Here is a 15636-nt window from a genome sequence, read left to right on the forward strand (position 1 = left end):
AGGGGGATTTTTTCATGCATTTCCGCTGCCTACCGATCCAGGAATTGAAGCGTCATGAGCGCTTTCCCGACCACTTCCTCATCTACGGATACTTCCACGTCGATCTTCGCCGACTTTCGGCTGATATCCAAAATGGCGGTCCTGGCCGACAGAACCGATTCAAGCTGGACCGGCTTCAGGAAAAAGATCGTGACATGTTCGATCACGCCTTCCCGCCGTTTCCGGGCTTTCAGCGCCTGGATTGCGGCTTCTGAAAGCATGGCAGTGAAGGCACCTGAAGACAGCGAGCCGTAAGCATTCGTCATTTGAGGCGTGACGGTGAATGTGAGCTCCCCGTCACCGGACAGCTGAAGCTGATTTTTGACTAGATCGTCGATCGTGTCTCCCTGCTGGGGCTGCCGCTGGGCGGTCTGGAGAGCTTTCAGTACGTCCTGTCTGCTGATGATGCCTTCCAGGTAACCGGAATCCCCAATGATCGGCAGCAAGTCGATCCCTTCCCAGATCATCCGGTGCCCTGCAGAAGCGACGCTCATTTTCATCGTCCCCGCAATCGGGTCCTTCGTCATCACTTTATCGATGCGTTCTCCGGAATCACAGCCGATCACGTCATGGGCAGTTATGATGCCCTTGAGTTTCCCCGCTTCATCGACGACCGGGAATCCCCCGTGGCTCGTTCGTTCGTTCAGTTCATGATAGCGGTCGACAGTATCACTTTCCTGCAAGGCATGGGTTTCCTCGGACGGCACGACGATGTCTTCGATTAGCAGGATATCTTTTTTGATTAGCTGGTCGTAAATCGCCCGGTTGATCATCGCAGCGACGGTGAATGTGTCGTAGCTTGTGGAGATGACCGGAAGTTCCAGCTCATCCGCAAGCCGCTTGACCGCGTCTGTGACATCGAATCCGCCGGTCACGAGCACCCCCGCACCGGCACGGAGTCCGTATTCATGCGCTTTTGCGCGGTTCCCGACAATGAGCAGGTTATCCGCTTCCGTATAGCGCATCATGTCTTCGAGCTGCATGGCGCCGATGACGAATTTTGTGAGTGTCTTATGGAGGCCGTTCCGTCCGCCAAGCACTTGACCGTCCACGATGTTCACGATTTCCGCGTAGGTGAGCCGCTCGATGTTCTCCTTTTTCTTCCGTTCGATCCGGATGGTCCCGACCCGCTCGATCGTACTGACGAGCCGCTGCGTCTCCGCTTCTTTGATCGCCCGGTAAGCGGTCCCTTCGCTCACCTGCAGCTCCTTCGCGATCCTGCGCACGGAAATTTTTTCGCCGACTTCCAGCGATTCAATATAATTCAGTATCTGCTCGTGTTTCGTCGCCATCGTCTCACCTGTTTCTGCATCTGATATCGTTGGTCTCAGTGTACCATAATCCCTATGAAAACGGACAGACCCGGGGAGAAGTTCTCCCCGGGCCTGTTCCACTCAAAGTTCGATCGTTTCCCCTGCTTTTAAGATGACGGTTTCGGCGCCTTTGACCAGTTCCTTGAAATGCTCCGGATTCTGTTCGATCGGCGGGAAGGTGTTGTAGTGGATCGGCACGATTTTTTCGGCACCGAGCAGCTCTGCCGCAAAGGCAGCATCTTCCGGCCCCATCGTGAAATAATCGCCGATCGGCAGGAAGGCCACATCGATTTTATGGCGTTCCCCGATCATTTTCATGTCGCCGAACACGCCAGTATCCCCCGCGTGATAAATCGTTTTCCCTTCCGCTGTGAATAAAATCCCGGTCGGCATGCCGGTGTAGACGATCCCCATCTCATCGTCAGTGAAGGAAGAAGAATGGAAAGCATGGGTCAGTTTCACTGTACCGAATTCAAAATCACATTTTCCGCCGATGTTCATCCCTTGCGTGTTCACGCCTTTATTGCCCAGATATTCGGCAAGCTCGACCGTGGCGACGACAAGGGCGTCATTGTCAGCGGCCAGCTGGACCGTGTCGCCGACATGATCGCCGTGTCCGTGCGTCAAAAGGATTACATCCGGTTTTTCCTCATTCACCTTCAAATCGGTCTGTCCGTTGCCTGTGATGAACGGGTCGATCAGAATGGTGTGCTTTTCTGTCTTGATTTTCACGACGGAATGGCCATGGAATGAAACCTTCATCTGAATCCCTCCTGAATTTTCGCTTATAGCTGTTTCTTACCCTTATGTTTGTTATGCTACACAAGAAAGGAGTGGAAATTCAATGAATAAAATCGAACGCCTGCAGGAATTCATGAAGAAACAGTCCGCAGATGCCGTGCTGCTCACCAACCCCGATAATGTATTTTACATAACCGGATTCCGCAGCAATCCGCACGAACGCCTTTTCGGGGTCATGCTGTTCGCTGAGGCGGAACCTTTCATCATTTGTCCGAAAATGGAAGTCCCGGATGCGAAAGCTGCCGGCTGGCCTTATGAAGCGGTCGGTCATGAGGATACAGATGATGCGATGGAAATCCTCCATGGAGCGGCTTCGGCAAGAAACGCCCAGATCAAAAAGATCGCCGTCGAAAAATCCCATTTGACGGTCGACCGATATGAGGCCATTTCGTCGTTATTCTCCGGAGCGGCTTTCACTTCCGCCGATGACGAACTGAACCGGATGCGCGTCATCAAAGATGCCGAGGAAATCGAGCGGCTGGCCGAGGCGGCGGAATTCGCCGACTTTGCTATCGAAACCGGCTGCAGGGCGCTCAAGGAAGGGATCACCGAACTTGAAGTGCTGTCTGAGATCGAGCTCGCGCTGAAGAAACGCGGCGTAACACATATGTCGTTCGATACGATGGTGCTGTTCGGCGATAAGACCGCGTCGCCCCATGGCAAACCCGGGGACCGCAAACTCCAAAAAGGGGATTTTGTCCTGTTCGACCTTGGTGTCATCTGGAAAGGCTATTGTTCGGATATCACACGGACGGTGGCTTTCGGGGAACCTTCCGATGAACAGCGCCGGATTTATGAAACGGTGCTCAAAGCAGAACTCGCAGCTGTCGAGGCGTCGCGCGCCGGCACAACAGCTGCGGAACTGGATGCGACCGCGCGGAACGTCATTGAAGAAGCCGGTTATGGCAGTTACTTCACCCACCGGCTTGGCCACGGACTCGGGATTTCGGTACACGAGTACCCGTCCCTCCACGGTGCGAACGACCTGCCGCTCGAAACTGGCATGGTGTTCACTGTGGAGCCGGGAATTTACGTAACCGGCACTGCCGGAGTCCGGATTGAGGATGACCTGGTGCTCACGGAGAAAGGTGTCAGGGTGCTCACGAAGTTCCCGAAAGAACTCCAGGTGATCAGCGGTTAATACAGGACAGCCGATAGAAAAATTACAAGAAAAGCCCTTCCGGAACCGGGTTCCGGAAGGGCTTTTCTTCATGATTACAGCAACTCGTCAGCAGCCTTGTATTCCAGTCCCTGGTCATCCGCTACAGCTCTATATGTAACGTAACCCTGAAGAGTGTTGAGACCTTTTCTGAGCGCTTCATTATCTTTGCAGGCTTGTCTGTACCCTTTATTCGCGATTTCGACGGCGTATGGCACGGTCACATTCGTCAGCCCGAGCGTGGATGTGCGAGGCACCGCCCCCGGCATATTGGCGACGGCGTAGTGGACGACATCATGCTTCACGTATGTCGGATCGTCATGTGTGGTAATCCGGTCGGTCGTCTCGAATATACCGCCCTGATCAATCGCGATATCCACCACAACCGATCCCGGTTTCATCGAACGGATCATTTCTTCGGTGACCAATTTCGGTGCTTTTGCGCCCGGAATCAGGACAGCACCGATCACCAGGTCGGACTCCGCGACCGCTTCCGCGATCCGGAGCGGATTCGAGATTAAGGTCTGGACACTGTTGCCGAATAAGTCATCCAGCTGACGGAGACGTTCGGGGCTCAAATCGATGATCGTCACCTTGGCGCCCATCCCGATTGCGATTTTCGCCGCGTTCGTTCCCGCGACTCCCCCGCCGATGACGGTCACGGTGCCGCGGTCGACGCCAGGGATGCCGCTCAGCAGGATGCCTGAACCGCCGTGGTTCTTCTCGAGGAACTGTGCGCCGATCTGCGTCGCCATCCGGCCGGCCACTTCGCTCATCGGTGTCAGCAGCGGAAGCGATCTGTTCGGAAGCTGAACCGTCTCATAGGCGATGGCGGTCACTTTGCTGTTCAGCAGCGCTTTCGTCAGTTCCGGTTCCGGTGCCAAGTGCAAGTATGTGAAAAGAATAAGATCTTCCCGGAAATACCGGTATTCGGACTGGACCGGTTCCTTCACTTTCATGACCATTTCCTGAGCCCATGCCTCTTCCGCGGAATCGGCGATCACAGCGCCGGCTTCGCGGTAATCCTCGTCTGTAAAGCCTGATCCGAGACCGGCCCCGGCTTCCACATGGACCTCGTGTCCATGCATGGTCAAATTGACGACACCCGCCGGCGTCATCGCCACCCGGTTCTCATTGTTCTTCACTTCCGCAGGCACTCCAATACGCATTGCCAAACCCTCCTGTACTCATAATTAACATTGTGTATCCAAAACCATCAAAGCACATCCATTCTATCAGATATCCTTTCTTTTTACGCTACCCTTCGGTTAATTTTCAGGAAAAGTTTCGGTACTTCCGGTCGTTATTTTTGCCAAATTGCAGGAACCCGCCATCCAGACGGCGAAATGAATCAATACAATGATTTGGAGGGATTGAACATGACGTTGCCGTATAAGCAAGTTATCGTGGCAGTGGACGGGTCGAAAGAAGCGGAGTGGGCGTTCAAAAAGTCGATCGGGATCGCGAAACGGAATAACGCGGTCCTGAACCTCGTCAATATTATCGACACTCGATCTTTCGCCGCAATCGAAGCCTATGACCGGTCGATTGCGGATCGGGCGGAGAGATTCGCGGGGGACCTTCTGGGAGGATATAAAGCGGAAGCGGAGGCCGCCGGCGTGGAGCACGTCAGCATCATCATCGAGTACGGCTCCCCTAAAACTGTCATTCCGCGGGACATCGCCCCGAAAATCGGCGCGGACCTCATTATCTGCGGCGCTACCGGTCTGAATGCGATCGAGCGGTTCCTGATCGGCAGCGTATCGGAGCAGATCGTCCGCTCCAGCAAATGCGATGTCCTCGTCGTCCGGACCGAAGAGCACGACGAACAGGACACATAGACGAAAGAAACACCGGCAGCCGAGACTGCCGGTGTTTCTTTGGTTATTCGAGTCCCGCCACGCGCATGACGTCCCGGGCGATCATTACTTCTTCGTTTGTCGGAATGACGATGATCTTGACCGGCGAATGCGGATAACTGATGAACATTTCCTTACCGCGGACATTATTCAGCGCATCGTCCGCATAAACCCCCATGAACTGAAGGCCTGTCAGCACCTTTTGACGGATGACCGGGCTGTTCTCACCGATGCCGGCTGTGAACAGAATGGCGTCGACGCCGTTCATCCGCGCGGCGTATGATCCGATGTACTTGTGGATCCGGCTCGCGAATACATCGAGTGCCAGAACCGCCCGGTCATTTCCTTTCGCGGCTTCCGTCTCGATGTCCCGGAGGTCACTGGAAAATCCGGAAACGCCCAGCATGCCCGATTCCTTATTCAGGACATTCAGCACTTCCTCCGCGGTTTTCCCCGTCTTTTCCATGATGAACGGAATCAGGGCAGGATCGAGGTTCCCGGAGCGGGTGCCCATCGTGACTCCCGCAAGGGGAGTGAAGCCCATCGACGTATCGATCGATTTTCCGCGATCGATGGCTGCGATGCTCGCCCCGTTGCCAAGATGGCACGAAATGATCCGCAGAGTATCCAGCGGACGGTTCAGCAGTTCAGCCGCCCGCTGGACGACATACTTGTGGGAGGTGCCATGGAATCCGTATTTGCGGATCCCGTAGTCCTTGTAATACGAATACGGCAGTGAATACAAATACGAACTTTCAGGCATGGTCTGGTGGAATGCCGTGTCGAAAACAGCGACTTCCGGAATAGCCGGGAGCACCTTTTCAAACGCACGGATTCCGGTGATATTCGCCGGATTATGGAGCGGAGCCAGTTCGGACAGTTCCTCGAAACTCTTGATCTCCTCTTCGCCGATCAGGACGGAATCACTGTAGCGTTCGCCGCCATGCACGACTCTGTGGCCGACCCCGTCAATATCGTCCAGGTTCTGGACCGCCCCTTTGTCGACCAGTTGCTCCAGCAGGATTCGAACGGCATCTTCGTGATCAGCGACCGGTTCTTCGATTTTATGTTTTTCTCCCCCGACTTCCACCGTAAAGACCGGATCCTTCAGTCCAATCCGCTCCACAAGCCCTTTCGAAAGCACTTCTTCTTCCGGCATTTGGAGAAGCTGGAATTTAAGTGATGAACTGCCCGCATTGACCGCCAATATTTTCGGCATACCAACAAAACTCCTTTGCGTTCTTTTCTCCATCTTACTTGTCAGGGAACCCTTCTGCCACTGTTACTGTTTGCTGCTGCGGAACCACTCGTCCGTCTGCTGGAAAAATTTCGCCATCGCCGTTTTATTCGAAAGGTTCGGCACCCGGGCCAGCAGCACTTCCCGCGGCGCTTTCACTCCGTCCCCCGCCTTCTGAAGAATGAGGACACTTTTTGCGAACGCCGAATTCTTGACCATCGCTTCCGGCAGCTGGAGAACCGCCTGGATATGGGCGCTGTCTTTCAGGAACCGATGAAGATTTTGCGCTTCAGCCGATTCGAATAAATTCTGCGGGATGACCAGGAACAGATAGCCGCCTTCTTTCGTGTGCCGCAGCGACTGCTCGATGAATAAATGATGGGCATACGGCATCCCTTCCGAAGACGTCAGCCGATACCCTGCAGCTGTTTCTTCATCCGGATAATAGCCTACCGGAAGATCCGCCACGATTGCATCCGCCGGATCGACTAAAAGCGGCCCAAGGGCATCCTGCCGGTAAAACGTGACCGGCTGGTCCGTCAGTTCCGCCGTGGCGGCCGCCAGCCGGATCAGCAGTTCATCGATTTCAACCGCCGTCCCCGCTGTCCGACCGTCCAGGTAGTTCATGACGGTCAGCAGCAGGTTGCCTGTTCCCGCTGCCGGGTCGAGGACCGTGAAGCTTTCCGCTTTAATGAAAAGCTCCGCGAAATAACTGATGAGCAATCCGATGGAATCGGGGGTCATCTGATGGTGAGGCTGCACATGCTCTTTCATTCCCTTCAGGACCGTGAGCTGAACCGCTTTCCGGATTTCTTCCTTCCCGTATGCTCCTGTCGGGGCGGCCTCCCCGTCTAGCCACTTCTCAAGCGTCTGCTGGAGGCTTTCCAAATACGAGAGTCCGCTCTGCTGCTGCAGATCAGCGGTTTTATTGTCCAGAAAATAAAATAATTTTTCCACTGCTGAATCCATTGTCCTCATCCTCAATAAGGAAACCCACTCAGCCGAGTGGGTTTCCAGGTTGTCTTCTGTTATCGTACTAAACCGCGCCTGTTCCGTGCAACTGCGGCCCCTCAGCCAATCTTTCGGGATCCCGGGATTTCCGGTAGGCATTTTCGTGGACGACTGTCGTATCCGCTATGAAATCATGGATTCCTTGCTTTTTCGGTGTGAATCCGACAATCCAATACAGCGGCCAGATGACAGCGGAAAAGAACCGGCCGATCCATTCCCGGAACAATACGGTGCCCCAATCCAGCGGCTGGTCATCCAGCCGGACGACCCGGAGGCCGAAAATCATTTTCCCGGCCGTCTGACCGAGGAATTTCGTGGTCAGGACAAAGTAAGCGTAAAACAGCAATGATGACAGAATTCCGACGGGGGCGTACCACGAAGCGGCATCCCCTCCCCATCCGGTGAGCATGAAGAGCGGACGGATCAGCAGACCCGCTAAGGCGGCAGTGATCAGAAGATCAGCGAGATACGCCCAGAACCGGACCCAGAATCCTGCCGGTTTCAGTTCAAAAGCAGCGTAGCTTTCAAGCAGCTGGTTCATTTAGTTCCCTCCTCACTTCGTTCCATACAAGTACATCATCCGCGGTGAACTATACTCGGAGAACAGCCGGCTGAGCAGCTGGGTTTCCGGACTTCCTCCGAACAGCGACTGCACCTTCAAGGCGAACAAGGAGCCGAATCCCTGCTCAGTGCCGTATTCGAATACTTCAGCTTTTTCCAGGCCAAGATCTGTCTGAAGGGCCGATAAGGCGTCTTCTTCAAAACCGATTGCGTCGATCAGGCCGGCTTCGAGCGCCTGGCGCCCGCTCATAATGCGTCCGTCAGCGAGGGTTTTCACTTCTTTTTCACTCATTCCGCGGCCTTCGGCGATGACGTCGACGAACGTCTCATACGACTCATCCAGCATCGACTGCATGATCGCTTTCTCTTCAGCTGTCATTTCCCGTGTCGGACTCATGATATCTTTGTGCGGGCCGGATTTGAAGGTGACGAAATCGACTCCGTACCGCTCCGCCAATTCCGCATAGTTGACGCTTTCCATAATGACACCGAGAGAACCGGTGAGCGTTTCGTTGCTTGCAAAGATTTTATCTGCCGGCGCAGAAATATAGTAGCCGCCGGAAGCAGCCATCGCTCCCATCGAAACATAAATCGGCATGTCCGTTTCTTCTTTTATTTCGAGCAGCTGGTCATGGATCTCCGCGGATTCCACCACTCCGCCGCCCGGCGAGTCGACAGCGAGGAGCACAGCTTTCACAGTACCGTCCTGCTTGATCTGCTCGAGCTGGTCCATGAAAACTTGGTGGTTATACCCGGCCATGCCGAACATCGGCGCTTCGCCGGTGTCCTGGATGACGCCGTCCACCCGGACCACAGCGATCCGTTCGGTGAGACTGCCTTCTTCGATGACGGTTTCCATGTATGCCGGTTCGGCAGCGGCGAACAAGTTATCCATCTCTGCTGTAAAATCCGTTGTGAACAGGGCGAGCGCCGCGTTCACTCCCGTGGAAATGACAAGCAGCGCTGCGGCAGCTGCCAGTGCGATCCACCGTTTTGTGTTCATTGTGGTTTCCCCCTTCTGTTTCCTTCCAGTATATACGGATTCCGGGAGAATATGTTTCAAACCTGTTAGAATAATTTCAAAAGCGATGAAATGAGGTTTTTAGTTTGCCAGACCGTAAAAATATCTTCATTTATTCCAAAAATGATCCGGAAACGCTCAGCAAAAAAGAAGTGCTCCATGATACGATCATGCGCTACGGTTTCACACCGGTGGACCGCCATGAAGACGCGTCGATCATCGTCAGTCTCGGAGCTGACGGCACTTTCCTGCAGGCTGTCCGCAAAACCGGATTCCGCCAGGATTGCCTCTATGCGGGCATTTCCACAACCGGCCAACTGAACATGTACTGTGATTTCCATTTCCATGATCTGCACACGATGATCGAATCCGTCCAGTCTGCGCAGATCGAAGTCAGGCGCTATCCGCTGATCGAGGTGAAGGTCGATGACAATCCGGCCTTTTACTGCCTGAACGAGTTCAGCATCCGTTCGAATATCATTAAAACATTCGTCCTGGATGTGTTCATCGACGGCAATCATTTTGAGACGTTCCGCGGAGACGGGATGATCATGGCGACGCCGACGGGTTCGACCGCCTATAACAAGTCAGTCAAAGGGGCTGTCGTCGACCCGCTCCTGCCGTGTTTCCAAGTCTCTGAACTCGCTTCTGTGAACAACAACCAGTACCGGACGCTCGGTTCCTCGTTCATCCTGAGCAGCCAGCGGAAGCTCCAGCTGAAATTGGGCGAGACGGGCAACGATTACCCGACGATGGGAATGGATAATGAAGCGCTCAGCGTGCAGCATGTCGATATGGTGACAGTGGAGCTTAGTGACCAAGTCGTAAAGACCGTCAAACTGAAAGATAACTCATTCTGGAATAAAGTGCAGCGGACCTTCCTGTAGACGAAACACGAAAAAATCCCAAGTTCTCTCTTCGGCGGCACTTATTCCGGGAAATGAAATAAGAGCAGGCGATTCAGGCCTGCTCTTTTTTGACGACTTTCATATTGAGGACTTTCGATAAGGTGAACAGCGCCAGCGCCGCCCAGATTAAAGAAAAAGACAGCAGATCGACCGATCCGAATGATTCACCGTAGACGAAAACGCCGAGGATGAGCATCGATGTCGGGGCGATATACTGCAGGAACCCGATCAGGTAAAGCGGAATCCGCTGTGCGCCCATTGCAAACAGCACAAGCGGCAATGCCGTCGCCGCCCCGGACAGCATGATCAGAATGTCCGTCCGGAGATCCGTCGTCAAAAACTCCGCCCGCTCAGTGGCAAAAAGATAAACATAGTAGCCGGTGGCGACCGGCAGCACGAACATGGTTTCCATCGCGAGTCCCCGCAGCGCGTTCAGCCGGATCGTCTTTTTCAGGAGTCCATAAAAGCCGAAGCTGAAGGCGAGCAGGAAGGCGAGCCACGGAAACTGGCCATAGGAGACAGTCAGGATGGTCACACCGACAGCTGCCAGGACAAACGCCACTTTCTGGGCCGGCATCAGCCGTTCCTTCAGGAAAAAGATGCCGAGCAGGACCGACACAAGCGGATTGATGTAATAGCCAAGGCTCGTCTCCACCATCCTGTCATTGGTGACAGCCCATATAAACAGGAACCAGTTCAAGGAAATCAGATAAGACGCAGCAAGGAGCGACAAAAATTCTTTTTTTGATTTCACCAGAGTTTTGAGGTCCGTGATGAACTTTTTCCCCATGCCGAGCAGCATGACCAGCAGCAGTGTGAACCAGAACGACCAGAAGATCCGTCCGGTCAGAATTTCGCCGCTCCCGACATGATCCAGCATTTTCCAGTATATCGGAAGGATCCCCCACAGCATATACGTCAGCGTCGCATAGACGACGCCTTTTTTCTCTTCGGTCATAAGGCGCTCCATCTCTCTCTGTAATTATTTTGAAATCCGAAATATAAGCTTCATTATAGAACCGGAGCGCCTAGTTGTAAATGATATGTGGCCGGCTGGTTACCCGCTGAATGTCGGACTTCTGTTTGATCACTGCTTTTCAGGCAATGAAACCGCCTGCACATCGGCAGGCGGTTTCAAGTCCATTTACTGTTTTTTATTTTGTTCCAGCTTCCGAAGTTCGATCCGGCGGATTTTTCCGGAAGCGGTTTTTGGCAGTTCCTCGACGAATTCAATCTGCCGCGGGTATTTGTAGGGCGCCGTCAGTTCCTTCACATGATCCTGCAGTTCGGCGATAAGATCTTCGTCTCCCTGGGCATCTTCCGTCAGCACCACGAACGCCTTGACGATATGTCCGCGAACTTCATCAGGGGCGCCGACGACCGCGCATTCCTTTACGCTCGGATGCTTGACGAGAGCGTCTTCCACTTCGAACGGTCCGATCGTGTATCCGGATGAGATGATGATATCGTCACCGCGGCCTTCAAACCAGAAGTAGCCATCCCCGTCACGGACCGCTTTATCGCCGGTGATGTAATATTCACCGCGGAACTGCATCCGGGTCCGTTCCGGATCTTTGTAGTACTCCTTGAACAGCGCCGGTGTGCTGACGTGGACCGCGATATCCCCGACTTCCCCATCCGCTGCCGGCTGTCCGTTTTCATTGACGATTTCCACGCGGTTCCCGGGCGTCGGCTTGCCCATCGAACCTGGCCGCGCTTCCATTCCCTGCATGGTGCCGACAAGAAGTGTGTTTTCCGTCTGGCCATAGCCGTCCCGGACTTCAAGGTCGAACTTGTCCCTGAACGTGTCGATGACTTCCCGGTTCAGCGGCTCCCCTGCGGAAACGGCGCTCTTCAGCGTACTGAGGTCATATGACTCCAGGTTCTTCTCCTTCGCCATCAGCCGATATTCGGTCGGCGTGCAGCAAAGTACATTCACTTTCCGGTACTCCAGCTTTTTCAGGTATACAGCTGGATCGAATTTGCCATTATATACGTATCCGATGGCACCGCTGCCGAGGACGGCCAGGAATGGACTCCAGATCCACTTCGCCCAGCCGGGGCCGGCCGTAGCCCAGACGATGTCGTCTTCGTTGATGCCGAGCCAGTGTTCCGCAGTCGTCCGCAGGTGCGCGTATGCCCAGCCGTGCGTGTGCACGACGCCTTTCGGATTCCCTGTCGTCCCGGATGTGTAGGACAAGAAAGCCATATCATCGCTTCGGGTCTCAGCCCCGGCGAACACTTCCGGCGCCTTTTCCATCGCTTCAGTCAGGGAAATCCAGCCGTCTGCCTGCCCGACAACGAATTTTGTAAGCCCTTCCATTTCAGCAATCCCCTCGAACTGATCGATGAACGGCTCATAGGCGATGACCGCTTTCGCTTCGCTGTGTGTCAGCCGGTAGGAGATATCTTTCGGCCGCAGCATTTCGGAACTCGGAATGACGATGATGCCGGATTTCAGTGCTCCGATATAGCAGACGTATGCATCAATCAGGCGCGGGACCATGATCAGGACGATGTCGCCTTTCTTCAGTCCGGCATCCTGGAAGCTATTCGCCGCTTTGTTCGCGCGTTTCATCAGATCGCTGTATGTAACTTGTTCGGATTCACCCTCGCCGTTCTCCCAAATCAGCGCTGTTTTTCCTTCGTCCCTTGCGTATTTCTCGAACTCTTCTACAAGATTATACTCGCTCGGGGCCAGCAGTTCTTCTCTCTTCAAATCCATTTCCTCCTCTGCAGTCAAAGTATGTACAGTGTTTATTATACCGTCTGCAGAACGGTTTTCAAAACTTTTCGAATGAACTGTTGATTTTTGAAATTGAAAAAACCGCTGCATCAGCAGCGGTGGAATCACAGGAGATCTGTAAACTTCTTATCTTTCTTTTGCGGGAATTCCAGCACTTCCCGGTTCTTGACGGCTTCTTCGATCAGCCCTTCCGCTTCCAGGAAGCTTTCATAGTATTCCACTTTTTCAAGCCGGGGTTTCGTTTTCGGATTCGAAGGAGTGAAAATGGTGCAGCAATCCTCATACGGACGGATGGATATATCGAATGTGCCGATTTCATTCGCTTGGCTGATGATTTCCAGTTTATCCATTGAAATGAGCGGACGGAGGACAGGTGTCGCCGTCACCGCATTGATCGCTTCCATACTCTCCAACGTCTGGCTGGCCACTTGGCCGAGGCTCTCGCCAGTCACAATCGCTTTGGCACCGGTTTCCTTCCGGACGCGGTCGGCGATTTTCAGCATCATCCGACGTGTCGATGTCATCGTCACATTATCCGGCACTTGCCTGTGCACTTCCTGCTGAAGTTTCGTGAACGGGATGATGTGCAGCTTAAGTGAAGTGCCGCTCGCCGCGAGGACTTCCGCAAGGTCCAGCACCTTCTGCTTCGCCCGTTCGTTGGTGAATGGCGGACTGAAGAAATGAATCAGTTCCAGTTCGACGCCACGGCGCAGCATGTGGTGGCCGGCCACCGGGCTGTCGATCCCACCCGAGAGCATCAGCACAGCCTTGCCGTTCGATCCCGCCGGAAGGCCGCCCGCTCCCGGAATGATTTCGGCCATCATATAAGCGGCTTCTTTCCGGACTTCGATATGCAGATCGATGTCAGGCTTTTTCATCTGCACAGACAAGCCGCTGAAATGGCCGAGGACAAAGCCCCCGACTTCCCGCTGCAGCTCGTTCGTCTCGAGCGGAAAGGACTTGTCTGACCGCTTCACCGTCGTCTTGAACGTCTTTCCTTCCGGCTTGAGAGAAGCCACAAGCTTGATGGCTTCTTCTTTCATTCCGCCGATGTCCTTCGGCACTTGGACAACGGGGCTGAACGACTGAATGCCAAAGACCCGGGGCAGCTGTGCTTTCGCCGCCAGCATGGAGGTCTCATCTTCGAACTGAATGAACATCCGGTCCCGTTCCGCTCGGATCCCGATGCCATCCAGGTCCCGCAGGACGCGCACGATGTGCTCTTTCAGCTTACGGATGAATAATTTCCGGTTCCTGCCTTTCGTCGAAAGTTCTCCGTAACGGATCAGTATTTGATATTTTTTCATCTGGCTGTCTCTCCTTTTATCAACCGGTATGATTCATGGAAGGCTTTTTTGAATGCCTGAATGTCTTCTCCGGACGTCATCCCGCCGAACGAAATCCGGAATACCCCTTTGATGAACGAGTCTTCCACACCGATCGCTTCCAGCACGTGGCTCGTCTGCTGCTTTTTCGACGAGCAGGCGCTGGAAGTCGAAATGATGACTCCATGTTCCTGCAGTGCGGAAATCAGCACTTCCCCCTTGATGCCCCGGACCGCACCGCAAAGAATGTAAGGAGCGCCATCTTCCGGACTGAGGATCCGGACATCCCGATACCCCTTGAAAAATCCCCTCAGCTCCCGGTTCCATTCACCCCATTCCGGATTCGGGATCATCAGCCGGAGCGCTTTGGCGAACGAAGCGGCATGCGGAACAGAAACGGTTCCGCTCCGGTACCCGCCTTCCTGGCCGCCTCCGTGGAGGATCGGCCTCAATTCGGCCCTATTGAACGCAAGGACGCCGCTTCCTTTCACTCCGTGCAGCTTATGGGCGGAAACCGTCAAAAGATCCGGCTTCATCCCGAAATCAAGCGGCATCCTCCCAGCTGACTGGACCGCATCCACATGGAAATAAGCCCGGCTTTCCTGCAGGATCCGGGCGAGTTCAGCGATGGGCTGGACCGTCCCTGTCTCGTTGTTTACGTGCATGATCGTCACAAGGATTGTATCTTTCCGCAGCTGCTTCCGCAAATCTTCGGGACTGACTTTCCCGTCGGCACCCACGGGCAGCAGCGTCACGTCGAACCCTTCCTTTTCCAGCTCCGCTAGCGTATTGAGGACCGAAGGGTGTTCGGTCGGTGAGGAAATGATGTGCTTCCCCCGCCCCTTCAGTTCGCGTGCTGTCCCTGTAATGGCCAGGTTATTCGCTTCCGTCCCGCCGGACGTGAAAATGATGTGCTCCATCCCGAGCAGACGCCCGGTCAGCTGCCGCGCTTCTTCCAGCAGATCCTCCGCTTCATTGCCGAGGCGGTGGAGTGAAGCTGGATTCGCAAAAAAATTCTCGCTCGCCTCCGTGAAAGTCCGGAGCACTTCCGGCCGCACTTTCGTTGTTGCGCTGTTATCCAAATAAAACATGGTGACCGCCTCCCAAAAGAAAACCACCAGCAGCCGCTGGTGGCCTTCAGATTATTATGCATTCTGCTTCTTCAATACTTCGATCCGCTTCATAGCGCCGGGTTCGACCGCTTCAACTGCGGTAGCGGCTTCTTCCAAAGCTTTTGAATAACGCAGCTGACGGAACGATTCTTCCGCCTCCAAAAGACGGGCATTCATCCGCGCATCCGTCTTTCTGTAGCGGTTGCCATACTGGATGATCTGCTCGATCAAATGGACATTCTCAATCATTTCAACCGCTTTTTCACGGGTTTCCGCGATCACGTTGGCTGCGATGTCCACATCGGTCCCGACCTGCTGCATATTCAGCGGCACTTCCCGCAAGCTTTTCATCGCAACGAAGAGCCGTTCCTCCGCTTCTTCGAGACGGGCATCCATTTCTTCCGGGACGCCTGGAATATTCGCTTTATGGAGCATGCGGTCCGTCGTGATCAGTTCATTCTTCAGTTCATCCACTTTTTTCCTCGCGGCTGTTTCATCGACGCGCAGATTTTTCATGAACTGACTGAATTCCGTCTGGAGGACA

15 protein-coding genes are annotated in these 15636 nt (G+C 54.2%); 3 read left to right on the forward strand and 12 right to left on the reverse strand.

Annotated elements, in window-relative coordinates:
- Positions 1-29: 29 nt before the first annotated feature.
- Together CCE92_RS06075 and CCE92_RS06080 are read right to left on the reverse strand one after the other, a co-directional pair.
- Positions 30-1331 (reverse strand): DRTGG domain-containing protein, encoded by a 1302-nt coding sequence (locus tag CCE92_RS06075; RefSeq protein WP_088006636.1) that lies wholly within the window; start codon positions 1329-1331, stop codon positions 30-32.
- Positions 1332-1433: 102 nt separating this feature from the next.
- Entirely contained in the window at positions 1434-2114 is a 681-nt protein-coding gene (locus tag CCE92_RS06080) for a metal-dependent hydrolase (protein ID WP_088006637.1), read from the reverse strand.
- 82 nt (positions 2115-2196) lie between these two features.
- Here CCE92_RS06080 and CCE92_RS06085 point away from each other — a divergent pair, with 82 nt between their 5' ends.
- Positions 2197-3294, forward strand: coding sequence for a M24 family metallopeptidase (locus CCE92_RS06085; protein ID WP_088006638.1), 1098 nt, complete (start codon positions 2197-2199; stop codon positions 3292-3294).
- Positions 3295-3368: 74 nt separating this feature from the next.
- On the opposite strand, the gene ald is transcribed toward CCE92_RS06085, so the two are convergent.
- Positions 3369-4481 (reverse strand): alanine dehydrogenase, encoded by a 1113-nt coding sequence (gene ald / locus CCE92_RS06090; protein ID WP_088006639.1) that lies wholly within the window; start codon positions 4479-4481, stop codon positions 3369-3371.
- A 210-nt stretch (positions 4482-4691) separates the two neighbouring features.
- Between ald and CCE92_RS06095 the strand changes: the two genes are divergently transcribed.
- On the forward strand, positions 4692-5153 hold the full coding sequence (locus tag CCE92_RS06095; protein ID WP_088006640.1) for a universal stress protein: 462 nt from the start codon (positions 4692-4694) through the stop codon (positions 5151-5153).
- Between the two features lie 43 nt (positions 5154-5196).
- On the opposite strand, the gene CCE92_RS06100 is transcribed toward CCE92_RS06095, so the two are convergent.
- The 4 genes from CCE92_RS06100 to sppA all read right to left on the reverse strand — a co-directional run bounded on the left by CCE92_RS06100 (position 5197) and on the right by sppA (position 8983).
- On the reverse strand, positions 5197-6390 hold the full coding sequence (locus tag CCE92_RS06100) for an acetate kinase (RefSeq protein ID WP_088006641.1): 1194 nt from the start codon (positions 6388-6390) through the stop codon (positions 5197-5199).
- A 63-nt stretch (positions 6391-6453) separates the two neighbouring features.
- Positions 6454-7377 carry a class I SAM-dependent methyltransferase gene (locus CCE92_RS06105; RefSeq protein WP_088006642.1) on the reverse strand — a complete coding sequence of 308 codons (924 nt, stop codon included), beginning with the start codon at positions 7375-7377 and terminating at the stop codon, positions 6454-6456.
- Positions 7378-7444: 67 nt separating this feature from the next.
- The gene (locus CCE92_RS06110) at positions 7445-7960 is read right to left on the reverse strand and encodes an RDD family protein (RefSeq protein ID WP_088006643.1); all 516 of its coding nucleotides are present in this window, start codon (positions 7958-7960) and stop codon (positions 7445-7447) included.
- A 12-nt stretch (positions 7961-7972) separates the two neighbouring features.
- Positions 7973-8983 (reverse strand): signal peptide peptidase SppA, encoded by a 1011-nt coding sequence (gene sppA / locus CCE92_RS06115; protein ID WP_088006644.1) that lies wholly within the window; start codon positions 8981-8983, stop codon positions 7973-7975.
- Between the two features lie 104 nt (positions 8984-9087).
- Between sppA and CCE92_RS06120 the strand changes: the two genes are divergently transcribed.
- Positions 9088-9888, forward strand: a complete 801-nt coding sequence (locus CCE92_RS06120; protein WP_088006645.1) for an NAD kinase — start codon at positions 9088-9090, stop codon at positions 9886-9888.
- Between the two features lie 73 nt (positions 9889-9961).
- Here the strand turns inward: CCE92_RS06120 and rarD are convergent, their stop codons facing one another.
- From rarD to CCE92_RS06145, 5 genes are all read right to left on the reverse strand, one after another.
- Positions 9962-10867, reverse strand: coding sequence for an EamA family transporter RarD (gene rarD, locus CCE92_RS06125; RefSeq protein ID WP_088006646.1), 906 nt, complete (start codon positions 10865-10867; stop codon positions 9962-9964).
- Between the two features lie 186 nt (positions 10868-11053).
- Entirely contained in the window at positions 11054-12628 is a 1575-nt protein-coding gene (gene mbcS / locus CCE92_RS06130; RefSeq protein WP_088006647.1) for an acyl-CoA synthetase MbcS, read from the reverse strand.
- Positions 12629-12759: 131 nt separating this feature from the next.
- Positions 12760-13962 carry a tRNA uracil 4-sulfurtransferase ThiI gene (gene thiI / locus CCE92_RS06135; RefSeq protein WP_088006648.1) on the reverse strand — a complete coding sequence of 401 codons (1203 nt, stop codon included), beginning with the start codon at positions 13960-13962 and terminating at the stop codon, positions 12760-12762.
- On the reverse strand, positions 13959-15071 hold the full coding sequence (locus CCE92_RS06140; protein WP_088006649.1) for a cysteine desulfurase family protein: 1113 nt from the start codon (positions 15069-15071) through the stop codon (positions 13959-13961). Before CCE92_RS06140 ends, thiI begins: the two co-directional genes overlap by 4 nt.
- A 54-nt stretch (positions 15072-15125) precedes the next feature.
- Positions 15126-15636 (reverse strand): septation ring formation regulator EzrA (locus CCE92_RS06145; RefSeq protein ID WP_277621516.1); only part of this gene is annotated, 511 nt, incomplete at its 5' end.

This window comes from Indiicoccus explosivorum (assembly GCF_002167005.1).
Lineage (GTDB): Bacteria > Bacillota > Bacilli > Bacillales_A > Planococcaceae > Indiicoccus > Indiicoccus explosivorum.